This window comes from Paenibacillus sp. BC26 (assembly GCF_900116125.1).
Taxonomy (GTDB): domain Bacteria; phylum Bacillota; class Bacilli; order Paenibacillales; family Paenibacillaceae; genus Paenibacillus_Z; species Paenibacillus_Z lignilyticus.
In genome coordinates, this window is sequence record NZ_FPAD01000007.1 from 171,547 (window position 1) to 189,698 (window position 18,152).

The following is an 18,152-nucleotide window of genomic DNA, read 5'->3' on the forward strand; positions in this document are numbered from 1 at the left end:
CTTTTATTTGCTCGAAAGCAAGTTATACAATACCTGAGCGACCTCAGCTCTTGTCGTAACCCCTTGCGGGCTTAGCTTGCCGTTATTGCCGGATACGATTCCGCTTTCTACGAGCGCTGCAGCTGCCTCTTGCGCATAGGCTGCAATTTGATCAGCATCCTTGAAGCTGCTTACGCTTACGCCTGATTTGGCCTCAGGAAGCTTGCCAAGTGCATCAAGCGAGCGATACAGAAGTGTAAACAGATCCTGGCGGGTAATGGCTTTATCCGGTGCGAACAGATTGTCGCCAAGGCCGTTGGTAATGCCAAGACGTTTCGCTGCACCCAGATAATTCGTGTAATAGGTATTGCCTGCATCCGCGAAATTAGCCGCTTCGGTTTCGTTCGGCACGATGCCGTATGCTTTCAATAACAGCACCAGGAACTGGCCGCGCGTTACATTCGCGAGCGGGCTGAAGTGAGTATCATCCGTACCCGTAGCAATATCTCTTGCCGACAGGAAGGTTACCGCTTTGCTGTACCAAGAAGCCGGTGCAACATCGGAGAATGCAACCTTGTTGTAGCCCACGATATATTGCGAGAAGTGAGTCGTCACGAAGTCTACCGTTCCGGTTGCAGCGTTGAATACGCCGTTTACCGTTTCCAAGTAACCGTCATCGGTCAAATAGTAGACCACGACTGCATTTGGATCCTCGTCCGCTTTCAGCGTATAAGGCACGCTGACTTTGACGCTGCCTCCGCCAAAAGTAGAAACCGTTTGGTCTCCGGCTTTCACGGTAAGTTCATATACAGGTCGGTCGCCTAATACTTCCTTGCCTTCTTCGGTAAGCTCGCGCTTAGCAATTTCAATCGTGATATCGCCGTCGCCGGAGACTGCGCGAATGTTCTCTACTGCTTTCGTGTCGAACGCAATCGATCCGACTGTGGTGTAGTTCACTTTAACCTGTGCTCCAGTGCCATCCGCAACTTCGTTGAAAGCACTGCGCGGAATGCTTAGCTGGCCGGTTTCGGTAGCTGCGCTTGCTTCTACCTTAAACTCGACTACAGCTGATTTTCCGGCCGTTTCTGCTTTCTTTGCATCAGCTACAAGAGCTGTAACAACTTCCTTCGTGACGACAGCTGATGTTGTACCTGTAGCCGCATCGGTTTTGGAAGGTACAGTAAAGCTTGATGTAGCTGTATTACCTGAAGTTGTATTCGTTACCTCTACAGTAGGAGTCGTGACTACTGCGTAAGGCGGCGTTGGTGGACTAATGATTGGATCTCCCGGAACGACAACATCCACGGATGCTCCCGGGTTGTACAGTACTTCAGTTGGAGCAATTAGCGTCGAAACATTGTTCACACGCTGGCTGACAGGACCATTGTAGCCCGGTTTCGCCGCATAACGGACATTGTAAGTGCCCGGCGCTAAGCCTGTAATGGAATTGCCCGTTACTGCCGTGTAGCTTGCAGCACCGGCCAGCTTGTATTCCAAGCCCGCTTTCGTGCCTGTAATGCGACCGTCACTTGCGCCTGACGAAGTTGGAGCTACCCCCGTAAGACCTGTCGGTACAGCTTCCAGTCTCGAGAACAGTTTGTCGAGAGCAGCCTTGTAAACCGTGTTTGGCAATACGCCATTCGATACGTAATCCGGCTGGACATTCGTCCACGAGTACATCAGCTCCACATGTCCAAGGATCGGAGCGCTGTTGCCGGCTGCATCCTTGTTGTCCTTGTTGTAAACGTACAAGTAAGGAACTTGCAATTTGTTCACAATGATTTCATTGTTATTCGCATCGGTGTAACGAACATCCGTAGTTCCTTTCACGTATTGCGTTTTAATGTTGGTCAGGTACGTTTTTACCAGGTCCACGTACAGTTTGGCATACGGGTGTTTGGTGTCGCGAACCATCAGACGGTCGATATCGTGGGAATCGAACGCAGGCGAGTCTGTCTGCGTTACATCAACGCCCGCATCCAGTCTTGGGTCCCACATGTACACTTTATCGACGTTGTATTTCTTCGCGTATTCATTGATGAACTTAATTGCCGCTTGCGTATTCGGGCACCACGATCCGCCGAAGAGAATCGCGTAGTTGCCTTGCGAAGCAAGCAACTTCGTAAGCTCGTGATACGTCACATGCTCCAGTACGACGTTACCGTCCGTACCGTCGAAGATATCGCGACCATTCGTCGAATTGAATTTCACGTTTTTATTGAAAGCCAATTCAATGAAATCGTTCGGATTGATCGTGTCGAAGGATTGCGCTGCGCCAAAGACCGTTTTGACTTGGTCCTTATACGCCGTTACCTTCGCCGCATCCTCCGCGCCGTCGGTCAGGAAATCAGCCGAGGTGTTGCTGCTCTTCAGCGAAGCCACGATTGGCTGGCTGTTCGTGCCGTCTTTATTGTCCTTGTTGTAGATGAAGAGGAACGTTTGATCCTTCACGTCCGCTGCCGGACTTGTGCCCAACGCTGTGCCGCTTGCATCCTTCGCCGTCAAATATTTGTTCACCAGATCCGTGTACACTCCGGCAAACTGGTTGGTGCTGTCCGCAAGATCTAAGCTGACACCGTCAAGCTTCGTGTCAAAGTTGTAGATGGTCGAGATGTTGTATTCTTTGGCAACTTGATTAATGAAGCCGATATTCGCCTGTGTGCTGGCAACGGATGCGCCGCCGAACAGAACCGCGTATGTTCCTTCACTCTCGAATATGTGAGCGATATCCTCATACGTAGCCGTTCTGAACACATGATTGGCATCCTTCAAATTCGGGTATACGTCGCTAAAATAATTATAATGGCTGATTGCGCTTGGGCTGCCCGTACCAGCCGGAACAACCACATCCACCGATTCCCCCGGATTGTACAACACTTCAGTTGGGGCAATAAGCGTACTAACATTATTTACTCGTTTGCTGACTGGGCCATTGTAGCCCGGTTTCGCCGCATAACGGACATTGTAAGTACCTGCCGCCAAGCCCGTAATGGAATTGCCCGTTACAGCCGTATAGTTTGCAGCACCGGCCAGCTTGTATTCCAAGCCCGCTTTCGTGCCTGTAATGCTACCGTCACTTGCGGATGCCGAAGTTGGCGCAACTCCCGTAAGTCCTGTCGGTACAGCTTCTAGTCTCGAGAACAGTTTGTCGAGTGCTGCCTTGTAGACCGTGTTTGGCAATACGCCATTCGATACGTAATCCGGCTGGATATTCGTCCACGAGTACATCAGCTCCACATGTCCAAGGATCGGAGCGCTGTTGCCTGCCGCATCTTTATTATCTTTGTTGTACGTGAATAAGTAAGGAACTTGAAGCTTGTTCACGATGACTTCATTGTTATTCGCATCGGTGTAACGAACATCCGTAGTTCCTTTCACGTATTGCGTCTGAATGTTGGTCAGGTACGTTTTCACCAGGTCAACATACAGATTGGCATACGGATGACCGGTTCCGCGAACCATCAGACGGTCGATATCGTGGGAATCGAACGTAGGCGAATCTGTCTGCGTTACATCAACGCCCGCATCCAGTCTTGGGTCCCACATGTACACTTTATCGACGTTGTATTTCTTCGCGTATTCATTGATAAACTTAATCGCCGCTTGCGTATTCGGGCACCACGATCCGCCGAAGAGAATCGCGTAGTTGCCTTGCGAAGCAAGCAATTTCGTAAGCTCATGATACGTCACATGCTCCAATACGACGTTACCGTCCGTACCGTCGAAGATATCCCGACCATTCGTCGAATTGAATTTCACGTTCTTATTGAAAGCCAATTCAATGAAATCGTTGGGATTGATCGTGTCGAAGAATTGCGCTGCGCCAAAGACCGCTTTGACTTGGTCCTTATACGCCGTTACCTTCGCCGCATCCTCAACTCCGTCTGTCAGGAAATCAGCCGAGGTGTTGCTGCTCTTCAGCGAAGCCACGATCGGCTGGCTGTTCGCGCCGTCTTTATTGTCCTTGTTGTAGATGAAGAGGAACGTTTGATCCTTCACGTCCGCTGCCGGACTTGTGCCCAACGCTGTGCCGCTTGCATCCTTCGCCGTCAAATATTTGTTCACCAGATCCGTGTACACACCGGCAAACTGGTTGGTGCTGTCCGCAAGATCTAAGCTGACACCGTCAAGCTTCGTGTCAAAGTTGTAGATGGTCGAGATGTTGTATTCTTTGGCAACTTGATTAATGAAGCCGATATTCGCCTGTGTGCTGGCAACGGATGCGCCGCCGAACAGAACCGCGTATGTACCTTCGCTCTCGAATATGTGAGCGATATCCTCATACGTAGCCGTTCGGAACACATGATTGGCATCCTTCAAATTCGGGTACACATCGCTAAAATAATCGTAATGGCTGATTGCGCTTGGGCTTGGAGTTGCCGGATCCGCGGCAGCGGTCGAAGCTTGGAAGAACGGAATCGTTAGGAAGATGGCTAGTAGTAATGCCCCTAGTCTGACAATTGGCTTATGTTTTCGCATATAGTTACGCTCCTAATTAGTGGGATGAGTGTATAGAGCTGCGGTTATGGGCAAACCTCTTCTTCCACCGCACCACTGTTTTCTCCGCCTGAAGAGTTCGAGGAATCCGAAGACGAAGAGTTGGAGCTTGATGACGACGATGATGAAGAAGACGATGTCGAAGCTGCTGCTTGCGTAGTTTCTTTCTTAGCTACCAAGGAGCCCACTTTCTTCGGTCCTTTGTCAACAGGTGCTGCTGCAGGAGCCGGCGTGCTTGGTTGCTCTTCAACTACCGGTGCGGATACAACCGGTTCTGCCGGTGTTTCTTGTTTCACGGATGCTGCAGCTGTTTTAGACGCAGCAGAGCTTGTTGTTACCGGGGAAGCAGCTTTCGTGCTTGTTGCCGGAGCTTTCACTTGTTTCACTGCTGCAGCTTTAGTGGATGCTGCCGGCTCTGTTTTTGCTTGTTTCGCTGAAGTATCCTTATTTTCCACAGCGGCGGTTTGTGTTTCTTCGACAGGCGCTGGAGCAGCGGCCGTTTCAACAGTTGGTTCAGCTGCCGGCGTTTCTTCAGCAGGTGCGACCGTTGACTCTGGTTGTTGTACTTCTGTTGTTACTACTGCCGCAGGAGCAGTTTCTTTCGTTTCGGCAGGCGCAGACGCCGGTGCTGCAGCTTGTTCAACGGCAGGAGTAGTAGGATTAGTGCTTTCTTGCGAATCTTTATTGGCGAATACAGCGGTATAAGTCAACACCAGGAACACAGCGCTTGCGATCACTAAGGAATAAGTAAGTTTAGATACGTTTGGTTTTTTCATGGAAAGAACATCTCCTTCTTCGCTCTCCGAGCATAGTGTAATGGGATTCTAATTTGTCTTGCCTGTAAAGAACGACAGCTTACTTCGTCGTTCCTCCCCCTTAATGATGAATTCCGGATAAAAAAAGAAGACCCAACGATGGCGTGTATAATCACGCTCACATTGAATCTCTGGTGGTCCAGTAGACTGATCATCCTATGTCATCCGACAAATGAATTGCTGTCGTTTGCTTTACTTGTTTCTATCTTATTGGCAATAGAATCCAAAGTCAAGACTTTTCCTATCGTTTTTGTCGGAATTAAAATTCATACCCCAAAATAACCCGTCAATCCGCCGAATTCAGGCCATCCAGCGCCTCAAGCGTCTGCATGACATGATCAATGAGATCCGGCAAATCCTCCATTTGTTCCTCGTTGATTTTTCGATTGAAGTGCAGCTCGATTTCATTAAAATAACCGACCGTCTTTTCGCCGAATAAAAAGCTCAACGTTTGTGTAGGCGGCAGCTCCGGCTGCCACAGCTCTAACAGCTTCTGTTCGATGGCTTTGCACTCTGCTTCGATATCTTGAACCGGCATATAGAAGCGAAGTCGCAGCGCACATCCCGGGTTCTCGCCTTTCTGCTCCAGCAGCTCTGCCGCAAGATCCTTCAGCGATGCTTCGAGCCGGATCTCTGCCGTAATGCCGCCTCCGTTCACCAGCGTGAATTGCAGCGCGAATACCCGTGCCATCACGGCCATCTCCAGCCGATCGACTCGGTGCGTAATCAGGATTTGCCCGGCAATATTGTCCAGATCATAGACTTGGTTCTCAATCGCTACCTTTAAGTTATCAAATACAGTCGGATCGAACATGCGTGATCGAGCTCCCTTCACTGGTATGGACTTATCTTATAACGTAGCGAAAAACCTGCCAAGTTCTTCTTCAGCTCCCTTCAAAGTTGACATGCTGAGCCACTATCGTATAAAGTTATTGCAATAAGCAAATGGATAAAGCCATGAAGGAAAACAGCAGCGTTCAAATCTTGCTTCCAGAGAGTCGGCGGGTGGTGCAAGCCGGTACAGGTTGAACGTCAATTACATTTCCCGAGCTTCTCGCCTCTGAAACTGCAGTTTGCAGAAGGAGCAGACGGTTGTCAGCCGTTACATGACAAGAGTGGAGAATGCAGCGCGCTGCGTTTTCAATTAGGGTGGTAACGCGATGACTCGTCCCTGTCTATGACAGGGGCGGGTCTTTCTTTGTTTTCAACTATCTACTGGAGGGATTTCTAATGTTAAGCGGAACCGTACAAAGCAGTAAAGACCTGGTTAATGATCTGGAGTACCGCGGTCTGATTCATCAACTAACCGATACCGAGAATTTGCGTAAGAAGCTGGAAAGCGAGCGCGTTACGCTGTACTGCGGTTTCGATCCTACGGCCGACAGCCTTCATATCGGCAGCCTGTTACCTATTCTATGCCTTCGTCGCTTTCAGCTTGCAGGTCATATTCCGCTTGCACTCGTAGGCGGAGGCACGGGCTTGATCGGCGATCCAAGCGGTCGTTCCAGCGAACGCTCGCTTAATACGGCGGATACGGTTGCTTCGTGGACGAACAGCTTGAAAGCTCAGCTTTCTGCCTTCCTCGACTTCAATCTAGAAGGCAATCCCGCTAAGCTGGTCAGCAACTACGACTGGATTGCTCCGCTTGATGTCATTACGTTCCTGCGGGACATCGGGAAGAACTTCACAGTGAATTACATGCTGGCAAAGGACTCCGTAGACTCGCGGTTGTCGAACGGCATATCGTTTACGGAATTCAGTTATATGATCTTGCAAGCTTACGATTTCTATAAGCTCAACCAAGAACATAATTGCTCCCTGCAAGTGGGCGGCAGCGACCAATGGGGTAACATTACCGCAGGTCTTGAATTGATCGGCAAAATGGGCGGCGGCGACGCTTACGGCATGACGATGCCGCTTGTTACGAAGAGCGACGGCAAGAAGTTCGGCAAATCCGAGACCGGCGCCATCTGGCTCGATCGGAACAAAACATCGGTGTACCAGTTCTATCAGTTCTGGATCAATACCGACGATAACGATGTCGTGAAATTCTTGAAATACTTCACGTTCCTCTCCCAAGCGGAAATCGAAGCGCTGGAGAACGAACTGAAGCAGCAGCCTGAACGCCGCGTTGCGCAGCGCGAGCTCGCTCGCGAAGTAACGAAGATCGTACATGGCGAAGAAGCAGTCGTCACCGCAGAGAAAATCACGCAAGCCCTATTCTCCGGCGAATTCATGTCGCTGAGCGAAGCCGAGCTTGTAGAAGCCCTGCAGGATATGCCGACTACCGTTTGCACGGGTGAAGAAGAGCGCAGCTTGATCAACCTGATGATTGAAGTCGGAGCAGCTCCGTCACGTCGTCAAGCCAGACAGGACATCGAGAGCGGTGCGGTCTCCGTCAACGGACAGAAGCTAACGAACGGTGAAACCGTACTTGGCCAAGAGCAGAAGCTGTGCGGCAAGTACATTGTTCTGCGCCGCGGGAAGAAGAACTATTTCCTCGCACGTTTCGAATAACATACATCTGTTACAGACAAATAAAGCCGCTATCCATGATGCATCATGGATAGCGGCTTTTTAATGGCGAATGGCCCAATAGATTAAGGTATGAATTGCTGTACGATGCGCGTAACTTTACCATTCTTAATGGTGAGATGATACGGATAATCGCTGACTGTAACAAGGCCGTCCGCATGATAAATCGTTTCGAATTTATCTAGCGAAATCGCTTGATTCCACTCGGTGGAAGCATTCACGAGACTGCCGGTACGGTCGTAGATTTGCATGATGACGGCTGCGTGAGGATCAACCTCAAGCGTCTTCGGCGTTTCATCATCGTTCACGATGTAATAGCCGTCCGGCGCTTTGTCGAGACCGGAATCCGGCTCTTCCTTGACGAACGCCTCATCCGCCGCTTCACCTTCGAACCACTGAATCTCGTCTGTCTGCAGAAGCAGCTTCCCGCCTTGCTTGTCCATGCCATTGATGTACACGGTGATCGTCTCCGGAGTTTGGGTTACAGGCGCGTAGCCCTTATTATCGACTGCCGATGCTGTTGAGATGCAAGCTACCAATCCGATGATTGTTAGCGTGATGCCTAGTGCATGTCGGTTCATAAATGCCATCTCCTCGCTCGCAAGCGTTAGCGAGACTTGCCCTTTGAGTAAGGCTTGCCTCTATCTCTACTATACCCGTTTTGGGCAAAATTGATAGATTCCGCAAGCTCGAATTTGCTAAATTTTACGTAAATCTTTTGTCGGTTCGGAAAGCATGCGACGGCGTACCGACTACACCCGGTTTGCAGGTGAAGATGCCGCCTGCATGCGGCTGATCGCCTTTCGTCTCTTCCGTTAGACCGATACTCGCCGTCGTGATATAGAGCGTATCCAGGTTGTCGCCGCCGAAGATGCAGGAGCTTGCTTTGGCCACCGGAACGTAGATGGACTCCAGCTTTTGTCCGGTCAGCGGATTCCATCTCGACACCTGCCAGCCGTCCCAATGCGCAATCCACAGCATGCCTTCGCTATCGATCGTCATCCCATCCGGGAACCCTTCTTCCGGCCGAAAATCAATCACCAGCCGCGGATTACTGATCGTCCCTACGGACACGTCGTAGTCGAACCCTGTCACCGTCTGCTTCATGGAATCGATATAGTACAGCTGCGTCTCATCGAGACTCCAAGCGATACCGTTGGATACGCCAACGTCATCGACCATTTTGCGCCAGCTTAAATCATGATCCAATACATAGAAAGACCCTTTCACATCCACTTCGGCGTCCTGCATTGTCCCTGCCCAATAACGGCCGGCAGAGTCACATTTTCCGTCGTTAAATCGGTTCTCGGGCAGATGTGCCTCCGGATCTGCAATCGGGGTCAGCTTGCCGGTCCCGCAGTGGTAATGCTCGAATCCATCCCGCGTCGTCAGAATGACGGCATCGCCATCCGAAGCATCACATACGACGGCCCCGACCGTTTTGCCGATCGTAAATTGCTCGTTGTGACCCGTAGCCGGATCGAAACGGCTGAATGAACCGCCTGTTATATCCACCCAATAGAGCTTCCGTTGCTGCGCGTTCCAGCTTGGTCCTTCGGCCAGTATCGCTTTGGCATCAAGCACCAGCTCGGCTTTCCGCAAATGTTGCTGCTCTCGCAGCTGTGCATTCGATTGCTGCATGAATCGTTCGTCCTCCTACAAATCAATAGTCATCCCGCCATCCGCCACTAACACGGCCCCCGTCATGAACGAGTTGTCCGCGCTTGCCGCGAACATGACGACCGATGCGATCTCATCTGCTGTGCCGACACGGCCCATCGGCTGCGCTTCGTTCCACTGCTTCATCGTTTCCTCGCGCGGCGTGTCGAGGTTCTTAATGCTGCTCTCCAGCATCGGCGTATGTACGGCCCCGGGCAGTACCGTGTTGACCCGAATATTTTGTTTGGCAAAATCAAGCGCAATGGCCCGCGTCAACGACACGATGCCGCCCTTGGATGCCGCGTAAGCCGAGTAACCATCCAGTGTCGCCAGCGCGTGCACGGAGCTGACGTTCACTATGGCACCGCCGCCATTACTGACCATCGCAGGAAGCACCTCGCGGCAGAACAAAAAGACCGATGTCAAATTATTCGTGATGACTTCGTTCCAACCCTGCAAGCTCATCTCCGTAATCCGAATTTGCGGGCATACCGCGGCATTGTTCACCATGACGTCAATGCGGCCGTATTTGGCGAGCGTATCCTCCACAACCCGTTTCACATCCGCTTCCGACGACACATCGGCCTGCATCGCGGTAGCGATCCATCCCGCTTCCGTAATCTCCTCCGCAACCGCCTCGCCCTTCGATGCGGTGCGATTCACCACGACGACCGACGCGCCTTCCTTGGCAAAACGGTGGCAGACCGCTCTTCCAATCCCGCTTCCTCCACCTGTAACGATGACCACTTTCCCGATCCAGCTCATATGCCGCCCCCATTGTCAGACTAACGCTATTATCGAAAGAGACGTCCTTGGAATGGACGCCTCTCGGTTGCTCTTACTTTACGGTTTCACGCTTCTCCCAGCCTTGTTTGAAGAGCGGCAGCCAGTTCCCCACCTGGTACGGATGCTTATCGATTTCTTCCAGATTCAGCTCCACTCCAAGGCCCGGTCCTTCCGGCGGCAGCAAATAACCGTTCTGAACCTTCAAAGGCGGAAGCAGCACCTGCTCTTCCCATGGCTCATTGAATTCATCGAAAATTTCATGAATGAGGAAATTCGGCGTCGCCATGTTCAAGTGGCTGCATACGACCGAGCATACCGGCCCTTGCGCACTGTGAGGCGCCGTCACGCCGTTATGGGCATGCACCATGCCGCAAATTTGCTTCGAAGCCGATATGCCCAGATACTGAGGCTCCAGCTGAATAATATGCACCGCATCATGACGGAGCAGCTCCGCAAATTGCTCGCGCGAGTAGTAGTCCTCCCCGCAGGCAACCGGCACCGGACTGCGGCGCGCCACTTCGACCATGCTCGAGATGAGCTGCGGCGGTACGGGTGCTTCGAACCAGGTCGGCTCGTATTTCAGCATCGCGTCCGCGAATTGCAGTGCCGTGCTCACGCTGAAGCGGTTATGACCTTCGATGAGAATGTCGACATCCTTGCCGACTGCTTCCCGCACGGCTGCAATATTCTCGATCGCTGCCGAGAAATCCTGCCGACTGACAGTCCGCCACGCAGCACCGAACGGATCAAACTTCAAAGCGGTGTAGCCTTTATCGACAACGATCTTCGCTTTCTCGAAGAAATTCTCCGGCGTATTCGGCCCACGGTACCAGCCGTTTGCATAGCAGCGCAGCTTATCATGACAGCTGCCGCCAAGCAGCTTATAGAGCGGCTGATTCGTCACCTTGCCCATGATGTCCCAGCAAGCGGTTTCAATAGCAGCCAGCGCTGAACCTTGAATCTGTCCGCCGTCGGAATAGACGTCGCGGAACAGCTTCAGACTGATCGTTTCCACATCGAACGGATCGCGTCCGATGACAAGATGCTTCAGCTCATGAATCGCAGCCTCTACGGTTTTGGCAAAGCCGTTCAGCGTCCCTTCGCCAAGCCCCGTGACGCCTTCATCCGTATCTACTAAAACAAAAAGCCAATTCTTCCACGGGTTGCCGAGAATGTAGGTGCGAATATTTGTTATTTTCATTGCCGCTATGCCTCCCAATTGATAGTCGTTGATTGAGCCCAGCGTAGCACAGCGGTTTGGGAAGCGACAAGATGTCTAACTTGTATACATCATAATTTCAAAAAATCAAACCATTAAAGCATAATCTTCTTCACGTATTCGATATGCCGCTGGGTTAATAGAACGGTATGCTCAGGGTCTGTGCCTGCCAGCGCATGACGAATCTGCCAATGCTCCTCAATGCTGCCCGCGAGCCGCTTCTGATTGCGATTGAAGGTCGTCCGCACGACGAGCAGGAATTTATCCTGGATGCGCGACATCACCTCGGTATACTCCTCATTATCGAGTCCCGCGATAATCAGTGCATGGAACCGGCGATCCAGCTCCACATAACGAATAATATCTTCCTCGGCTATCGCTTCTGCTTGATGCGCCAAATTATCATCCAGCCCAGCGAAAAACGCCGCATCCATCTTGCCCGTCAGCCGCCGAACCGCGTAGGTCTCCAGCGATAAGCGCAGCTCGTAGATTTCCAGAATCTTCTTAAGCGATACCTCCTGCACGATGACCCCTTGCTTCGGGGACAGCTTCACAAGGCCCATCATCTCCAGGCGATCGAGCGCGGAGCGAATCGGCGTTTTACTCATCCCCAGCAGTTCACTGAGCAGCTTCTCGGATAGAAACATCCCGCCCTGCCACTCACCGGTTACAATTCGATTCTTAATCGCTTCGAAAGCCTGATCACGCAGCGTCACAGCGTTCTGAAGCTTCTCCAACGGCCGTCCCTCCTTCGCATCCTCTCTCTTATGTTATACTACTTTTTAACAACGCTCGGCTGCACAATAATATTAGGAGGTTTCTCAGCATGGACTTGCCCATCCCCTGTCGATCGCTGCGCGATGAAGCCTATCACATCATCTATGAACAAATCATAGGCGGTGAACTGCCCAAAGGAACCGTCACCTCCGAGGTACAGCTCAGCCGTCAGCTCGATATGAGCCGCACGCCGGTCCGCGCCGCGCTGCAGCAGCTTGAGAACGAAGGCTTCCTGCGCATTATTCCCAAGCACGGCGTGCTCGTGCTCGATTCATCCGCTCAGCGAATCGGCGATCTGCTGGAGCTGCTGACCGCGCTGCTGCTGTTTGCCGTGACTAGCGTGCGCCTCCGCGACGAAGAAGCGCTCGGCGAGTTGTCCCGCCGGCTGGTTAGCGAGCTGGAATCGCTGCTGGCAGCCGGCGACGAGCCCGCTCCTGAGGTCGGCGGCGAGCTTGCGCTATGCCAGTTCGAATATAACTTCGTGAGCCGTGTCATCGCGCTCAGCCACAATCAAGAGATGCAGCAGACTTTGGCGAACAGCGCATCCCGCTTATTATGGACGGGAAACAAGAAACGGTGGGTCGCTCCCTACCGACTCGAAATGGGTGATACGCTTAACACTCTGCTGAGCCGATTGACCTCCGACACCGACAGCTTCATCGAGGCACTGAATCGCTACTTGCACATGCTGAAGAAGACCTGGATCTAGTCTCTGGAATCACCCTGTGGCAAGCTTCTACCCATCGTTCCCCATCATAGAGCTTCACTCTAACGAATCCCAGAGGCCTTATTTCGACCTATTAACCGGTTTTGAAGTTCTAACGAATCCTACAGAGCTTATTTCGTGTCCGGCTGCCGATTTCGACTCCTCTTCCTCTTAATAAGGCCCGTACGATTCGTTAGATCTGAATATGGGCTAATTTCGTGCAAATAAGGCTCCTCCGATTCGTTAGCGCTCGCTCACCATTTGCATTATACGAACTCCACCTTGCCGCCTTCCAGCGAAGCAATGCGGGCAAGCGACTCCACGCGGAATCCCTGCTCCAGCAGTTTGCCTCTTCCGGTTTGGAAGGACTTCTCGATTACAATCCCTATTCCGGCCACCTCTGCCCCGGCTTGCCGAACGATGCGAGCCATCCCAAGCGCAGCCTCGCCATGAGCGAGAAAATCATCAATGATCAGCACGCGATCATTCGGCGCGAGGAACTTTCTCGATATCGTGACCTCGCTCTCCTCTTGCTTCGTGAACGAATAAACCTTCTCCGTGTACAGATCATCCCGCAGCGTCAGCGATTTGCGTTTACGCCCGAACACCATCGGCACGGCAAGCGGAAGCGCGGTCAATACGGCCGGCGCTATACCCGAAGACTCGATCGTCATGATCTTCGTCACACCGCTTTCGCGGAACAGCTCGGCAAAAGCTTTTCCGATCGCAAGCATCAGCTCCGCATCCACTTGATGATTCAGGAACGTATCTACTTTTAACACGCCGCCGTCCAGCACGATGCCCTCTTGCATAATTTTCTGCTTCAGAAGCTCCACTGCACTCATGCCTCCTTTTCCACCTAATGCCATAATCTAAAACTTCAGTATGCCCCGATTATCTTCCCTAATCCCGCCATCCTCTCATACATGCTTATTGCGAAAAGCGTACTGAATCGTTTGATCCTCCACGCTAATCGATTTGACCAGCAGCGAGATGCGATTATCCGGGTTGATTCCCTCCCAATAGAAATCGGCGGTTTCTTCGATCGAATCGAATAACGGCACTTCGAACGGATCGCCTTTGAACGGCTTCAATACACCGTCACGCTCCGCTTCATAAGTATGTATGCAATGTCCGGTTCCCAGCTTGAAGCGGCTGAAATGGTATCGATTACGCAAGCAAACCGACGGATCATTGTCATAGGTTTTGAGAATCGACAATTCATACTGCTGCACATCCGCATAGATAACCGCCGAGATCCTCGGCGTAAAATGCGGCGAATCCGGCTCGAACTCTCGGTTCATAAGCGCTTGCTCGAACGTCTGCCTAAGCTGCAGCCCTTCATAGATAGTGTCTGTCTGATCGCCGTTAGAGACAATGTGCGCATCCCCCCAGTGGCGGATCGGATAATAAATAATAAGTGAAGGGTCTTCCATCAACGCCGGATCGAATGCTTTGTTCCTCACATACAGGCCATCCTGTTCAAAAATCCGATTGCGGCTGTTCACACTGCGGCCCATTATCCAATACACCTGCACATAATGCGTCCCGGAAGGTGTCATGCCTGCAATCAAGGTTCTCCCCGGATAAGGCTTCTCAAACAATTCCTGTTGATAGGACTTCACGCGCATCCGCTCCTCTCCGAATACAAATAGAGGTAAGGAGAACTCGTAGCTCCCCTTACCTCTCTGCTAAATTACTTTCACCATACCGAATCCATTCCTATAAATCAACTACTATTCTGCCGGTCTGTTTATATGACCTTATTTTCGCTCAATTCCACGACCTGCACGCCGGGTGGCGCGATAACACTCGTACACACCTTGCCATTATCGTCTACATACCACTTCACATGGAGGTCACCGTGCGGAGTGTTAACCGTGCCGCTGCATGAGCGAATACCGCCAACCGGATTCGGTGTGACCATCACCGTTTTGTAACCGGGCTCAAGCGACTGAACGCCGAGAACAACTTCGCCGATCCATTTCACAGGCGTGCTGGACCAGGCATGGCACAAGCTCATTCGATACGAACCGTAAGCTGTATATGTCGTAAGGGCATCGTGAAAATCGCGCCCTCCACCTTCCCCGTGCGAATAGGCTTCCCAGAAAGTCGTAGCCCCGTGATCGAGCATCCCGCCCCATACGATCGAGATCACTTCATACGCCCGCTCATGTTTCCCATACCGGGAGTAACACTCAGCCAGCTGGAACGCCGACAACGGTGTGATCGGATCCATCAGTTCATATTCATCCAAGAAGGCTTCCGCAGCTTCGGCACTTACATAACCGCTCGCAATGCCAAGCACTTTAACTGCCAGTGCATAAGACTCCTTCATATAATCCTCGGAAGTAAGTTTCCGCATCGGCCAATCCAGCAGAGGCGTCAGCTCCAGCTCAGGCAGCTCGGCAGCCAGCTTCACCAAGTCGGCATGCGTCAGCGCATAGATGGCCTGAAGCGCTATAACCTTCTCTTCATTGGTGAGCGGCACCCATTCAATCAGAATGCCGTCTTGGATGAGAAGCCCTTCGCCGGGTCTCGTATTGGCGAGCACCCATTTGATATGACGCTGTAACGGCTCCTTCAGCTCCAGCACGAACTCTTTATCGCCCGTTTGAAAATAATACTCCGTTACCGTCTTCATCCACCATAGCGTATATTCACAAATGCTGTTCATCCAATGCCCGCTCGGCGTACCTTCTCCCAGCTCGCGCACCGCGCGGCGAGTGACCTTCGTATCGTCCCATAAGAAATAACAGGATTTCGCCGCCAGGTAGAAATCAAAGGTCCAGTTCAGCCGATCCCGCTTAATCCCGTCCCACAGACCAATCTGATGACAGATCCGGCTCGTATGCGCCGAAACCTCGAAGATTTGATTCAGCTCCGCATTATCGCTTTGCAGTTTCCCAGCCTGGCGCAGCGCCACATGCACCGTCTGGAACATCAGCTCCAGCTCAAAAGACTGCCCCTGCTCACCAAGCACATACAGCCGAATGTAGCGGCAGCCCTGCGGGAGCGTGCACACCGTTTCCCCGGGAGCTACTACGAGCCACTCCGTTATACATCCCTCATAATGTTCCAGCTCCATGAGCGACTCGGCGCCATTCCATAACAGCTTGACCGGCTCGGCGCCATGATTGGAGACAGTAAACCGGCAGTTATGCTCCGCCAGCAGATCGACTGTCACGCTCGAAGCGCTGCTAAGATCCATCTCCATTTGCTGCTGTCTCATCGCTTTCCATTCATTCTGCTTCCTCAGATGGTAGAACAGCTCTAACTGCTCCTGCTCTGGTTTAACCGCTAGGCCGTCCTGTCCATGTGCTCCGCTGAGCCTTACCTTGCCATCGCCCGATACCTCCGCTTCAATGGCGAATAGGTCCTGCACAATGACTTCATTCAGGTCATAGGCCGCAATATCTCCGAAGCCGCCTGCTACGAACGCCGGCGGGCTGTTCTCTAAATCGCCGAACGGCTCCTCGCCCAGTAAGCAGATTTGCGCAGCAGCCGATTCATCCGCCTGCCAGTTCTCTGCCTCCGTCGTTACCCACAATCCTTCTCCCCGAAGGAACGCGATCGCTCCCACTCGGCGATTCCACAGATAATAGTTCACTTCTACCAGCGGGATGAACGCCGTACAGTCCATTTCAAACCTGAGCTCATGCTCCCCCGGCTGCAATACATCCGGAAAGTCTACAATTTTCATAAAAGCACCGGCATTCCCGGCACGTTCCTCAATCTCTGCAACTACTTGACCGTCAAGCACGACTCGCGCTCCACCCGTAAACGATGCGTGTAAGGAGACTTGGCGAATTTCTTGTTCTGCCGTAAATGTACGAGTCAGCACGCATTTGGGCCGCTGCTCACGCTCCTGATGCCAAATCCAAACCGGCAGTTTATCCTCAGTTCTAATTGTTGTCGTCTCCATAGTAAGCTCCTCACTTTGCCAACGATTTAACTGCTCCGGATCAGGCATACGAAAGACATATAAATTACTAATACGATTCCCGCTGTTCCTATATAAACAGTTCAACATTGGCGGAAACGGATGTCTTGCAAAATAACCGAAGCCTTCATTCTAGAGAAAACGGAAAACGTGATAATCCCATAAAACGTTTTTAATGTACACCTAAAGCGGCTAGACACCGCCTTATGATGGAGAATCAAGTCTTTGCAAGCACTTTCAGTTCATAATACTGCCATCTTACCATCGACTGGGCGATCCCTTCAACATTAAAACAAACGGCATTTTTACAGCGCTGAAACCCTTGATAACACTGGGTTTTCTCTATGTCCCGTTATAAAAATAACAAAAAAACGTACAAGCCCGTCGATATTTGTATAAAACGTTTTTATGTCGGCAAAAGGAGCTGCCCCAGCATGTTTGTCCACTCACCACATGACGCTTCCGATATGCACACCCTCACTATGCACTCCATCGTTCACCATACTACTCACTTCTCCACGTACTTCACAACTCGCCAGAATGCAAAAAAAAGCCCCTTGCTTTCGCAAGGAGCGTTCGTTTAAAAGATGGTCGGGATGACACGATTTGAACATGCGACCCCCTGGTCCCAAACCAGGTGCTCTACCAAGCTGAGCTACATCCCGTTATGAAGAAAAAATGGCGTGCCCTGAGAGATTCGAACTCCCGACCTTTTGATTCGTAGTCAAATGCTCTATCCAGCTGAGCTAAGGGCACTAATGGAGCGGAAGACGGGAATCGAACCCGCGACCCTCGCCTTGGCAAGGCGATGCTCTACCGCTGAGCCACTTCCGCAAGTAAATATGGTGCGCGTAGAGGGACTTGAACCCCCACGGTCGCCCGCCAGATCCTAAGTCTGGTGCGTCTGCCAATTCCGCCATACGCGCATGAGTGAAAATCATTTACCATAAAAAATGGTGAGTCATGTAGGATTCGAACCTACGACACCCTGATTAAAAGTCAGGTGCTCTACCAACTGAGCTAATGACTCGAGTAAAGATGGTGCCGGCGATAGGAGTCGAACCCACGACCTACTGATTACAAGTCAGTTGCTCTACCAACTGAGCTACACCGGCAAGTGTTGAATTGTATTGCTTTGGTTAAAATGGCGGAGCCGACGGGATTCGAACCCGCGGTCTCCTGCGTGACAGGCAGGCATGTTGGGCCACTACACCACGGCTCCGCAGTAAAATTGGT

13 protein-coding genes, 7 tRNA genes and 1 other annotated feature are annotated in these 18,152 nt (G+C 51.7%); of the genes, 2 read left to right on the forward strand and 18 right to left on the reverse strand.

The features are described from left to right. Positions 1–3: 3 nt before the first annotated feature. From BM412_RS30305 to BM412_RS30315, 3 genes are all read right to left on the reverse strand, one after another. Entirely contained in the window at positions 4–4,458 is a 4,455-nt protein-coding gene (locus BM412_RS30305) for an S-layer homology domain-containing protein (protein ID WP_091225439.1), read from the reverse strand. A 44-nt stretch (positions 4,459–4,502) separates the two neighbouring features. Beyond that, positions 4,503–5,252 (reverse strand): hypothetical protein, encoded by a 750-nt coding sequence (locus tag BM412_RS30310; protein ID WP_091225440.1) that lies wholly within the window; start codon positions 5,250–5,252, stop codon positions 4,503–4,505. Between the two features lie 325 nt (positions 5,253–5,577). Further along, on the reverse strand, positions 5,578–6,105 hold the full coding sequence (locus BM412_RS30315; RefSeq protein WP_091225441.1) for a hypothetical protein: 528 nt from the start codon (positions 6,103–6,105) through the stop codon (positions 5,578–5,580). Positions 6,106–6,239: 134 nt separating this feature from the next. Further along, positions 6,240–6,467, forward strand: a binding site (T-box leader). A 54-nt stretch (positions 6,468–6,521) separates the two neighbouring features. On the opposite strand from BM412_RS30315, the gene tyrS reads away from it, so the two are divergent. Further along, a complete protein-coding gene (gene tyrS / locus BM412_RS30320) occupies positions 6,522–7,808 on the forward strand; it encodes a tyrosine--tRNA ligase (RefSeq protein ID WP_091225442.1) in 1,287 nt (428 codons plus the stop codon). 83 nt (positions 7,809–7,891) lie between these two features. On the opposite strand, the gene BM412_RS30325 is transcribed toward tyrS, so the two are convergent. The 5 genes from BM412_RS30325 to BM412_RS30345 all read right to left on the reverse strand — a co-directional run bounded on the left by BM412_RS30325 (position 7,892) and on the right by BM412_RS30345 (position 12,227). Then, positions 7,892–8,407: a hypothetical protein gene (locus BM412_RS30325; RefSeq protein WP_091225443.1), complete on the reverse strand. Its 516-nt coding sequence runs from the start codon at positions 8,405–8,407 to the stop codon at positions 7,892–7,894. Positions 8,408–8,531: 124 nt separating this feature from the next. Then, positions 8,532–9,467, reverse strand: a complete 936-nt coding sequence (locus BM412_RS30330; protein ID WP_091225444.1) for an SMP-30/gluconolactonase/LRE family protein — start codon at positions 9,465–9,467, stop codon at positions 8,532–8,534. Positions 9,468–9,482: 15 nt separating this feature from the next. Then, positions 9,483–10,250, reverse strand: coding sequence for an SDR family NAD(P)-dependent oxidoreductase (locus BM412_RS30335; RefSeq protein ID WP_091225445.1), 768 nt, complete (start codon positions 10,248–10,250; stop codon positions 9,483–9,485). Between the two features lie 73 nt (positions 10,251–10,323). Then, entirely contained in the window at positions 10,324–11,472 is a 1,149-nt protein-coding gene (locus BM412_RS30340; RefSeq protein WP_091225446.1) for a mandelate racemase/muconate lactonizing enzyme family protein, read from the reverse strand. Between the two features lie 113 nt (positions 11,473–11,585). Beyond that, entirely contained in the window at positions 11,586–12,227 is a 642-nt protein-coding gene (locus tag BM412_RS30345; RefSeq protein ID WP_091225447.1) for a GntR family transcriptional regulator, read from the reverse strand. A gap of 89 nt (positions 12,228–12,316) precedes the next feature. Between BM412_RS30345 and BM412_RS30350 the strand changes: the two genes are divergently transcribed. After that, positions 12,317–12,976, forward strand: coding sequence for a GntR family transcriptional regulator (locus BM412_RS30350; RefSeq protein WP_091225448.1), 660 nt, complete (start codon positions 12,317–12,319; stop codon positions 12,974–12,976). A 263-nt stretch (positions 12,977–13,239) separates the two neighbouring features. Here BM412_RS30350 and BM412_RS30355 read toward each other — a convergent pair whose 3' ends face one another. The 10 genes from BM412_RS30355 to BM412_RS30400 all read right to left on the reverse strand — a co-directional run bounded on the left by BM412_RS30355 (position 13,240) and on the right by BM412_RS30400 (position 18,138). Beyond that, complete coding sequence (locus BM412_RS30355) at positions 13,240–13,809, reverse strand: xanthine phosphoribosyltransferase (protein WP_091225449.1); 570 nt, start codon at positions 13,807–13,809, stop codon at positions 13,240–13,242. Between the two features lie 84 nt (positions 13,810–13,893). After that, positions 13,894–14,604, reverse strand: a complete 711-nt coding sequence (locus BM412_RS30360; RefSeq protein WP_091225450.1) for an IMP cyclohydrolase — start codon at positions 14,602–14,604, stop codon at positions 13,894–13,896. A gap of 122 nt (positions 14,605–14,726) precedes the next feature. After that, a complete protein-coding gene (locus BM412_RS30365; protein WP_177246163.1) occupies positions 14,727–16,898 on the reverse strand; it encodes an alpha-L-rhamnosidase-related protein in 2,172 nt (723 codons plus the stop codon). 606 nt (positions 16,899–17,504) lie between these two features. Continuing rightward, positions 17,505–17,581, reverse strand: a tRNA-Pro gene (locus BM412_RS30370). 14 nt (positions 17,582–17,595) lie between these two features. Beyond that, positions 17,596–17,672: transfer RNA gene (locus BM412_RS30375), tRNA-Arg, on the reverse strand. 3 nt (positions 17,673–17,675) lie between these two features. Further along, a tRNA-Gly gene (locus BM412_RS30380) sits at positions 17,676–17,750 on the reverse strand. A gap of 9 nt (positions 17,751–17,759) precedes the next feature. Further along, positions 17,760–17,842 (reverse strand) — tRNA-Leu (locus BM412_RS30385). Between the two features lie 28 nt (positions 17,843–17,870). Next, positions 17,871–17,946: transfer RNA gene (locus BM412_RS30390), tRNA-Lys, on the reverse strand. Between the two features lie 9 nt (positions 17,947–17,955). Then, positions 17,956–18,031, reverse strand: a tRNA-Thr gene (locus BM412_RS30395). 30 nt (positions 18,032–18,061) lie between these two features. Next, positions 18,062–18,138 (reverse strand) — tRNA-Asp (locus BM412_RS30400). Positions 18,139–18,152 lie beyond the last annotated feature (14 nt).

Coding starts and splice junctions, on each gene's coding strand:
- BM412_RS30305 (WP_091225439.1), bottom strand. CDS start 4,458: ATGCGAAAACATAAGCCAATTGTCAGACTAGGGGCATTACTACTAGCC.
- BM412_RS30310 (WP_091225440.1), bottom strand. CDS start 5,252: ATGAAAAAACCAAACGTATCTAAACTTACTTATTCCTTAGTGATCGCA.
- BM412_RS30315 (WP_091225441.1), bottom strand. CDS start 6,105: ATGTTCGATCCGACTGTATTTGATAACTTAAAGGTAGCGATTGAGAAC.
- tyrS (WP_091225442.1), top strand. CDS start 6,522: ATGTTAAGCGGAACCGTACAAAGCAGTAAAGACCTGGTTAATGATCTG.
- BM412_RS30325 (WP_091225443.1), bottom strand. CDS start 8,407: ATGAACCGACATGCACTAGGCATCACGCTAACAATCATCGGATTGGTA.
- BM412_RS30330 (WP_091225444.1), bottom strand. CDS start 9,467: ATGCAGCAATCGAATGCACAGCTGCGAGAGCAGCAACATTTGCGGAAA.
- BM412_RS30335 (WP_091225445.1), bottom strand. CDS start 10,250: ATGAGCTGGATCGGGAAAGTGGTCATCGTTACAGGTGGAGGAAGCGGG.
- BM412_RS30340 (WP_091225446.1), bottom strand. CDS start 11,472: ATGAAAATAACAAATATTCGCACCTACATTCTCGGCAACCCGTGGAAG.
- BM412_RS30350 (WP_091225448.1), top strand. CDS start 12,317: ATGGACTTGCCCATCCCCTGTCGATCGCTGCGCGATGAAGCCTATCAC.
- BM412_RS30360 (WP_091225450.1), bottom strand. CDS start 14,604: ATGCGCGTGAAGTCCTATCAACAGGAATTGTTTGAGAAGCCTTATCCG.
- BM412_RS30365 (WP_177246163.1), bottom strand. CDS start 16,898: ATGGAGACGACAACAATTAGAACTGAGGATAAACTGCCGGTTTGGATT.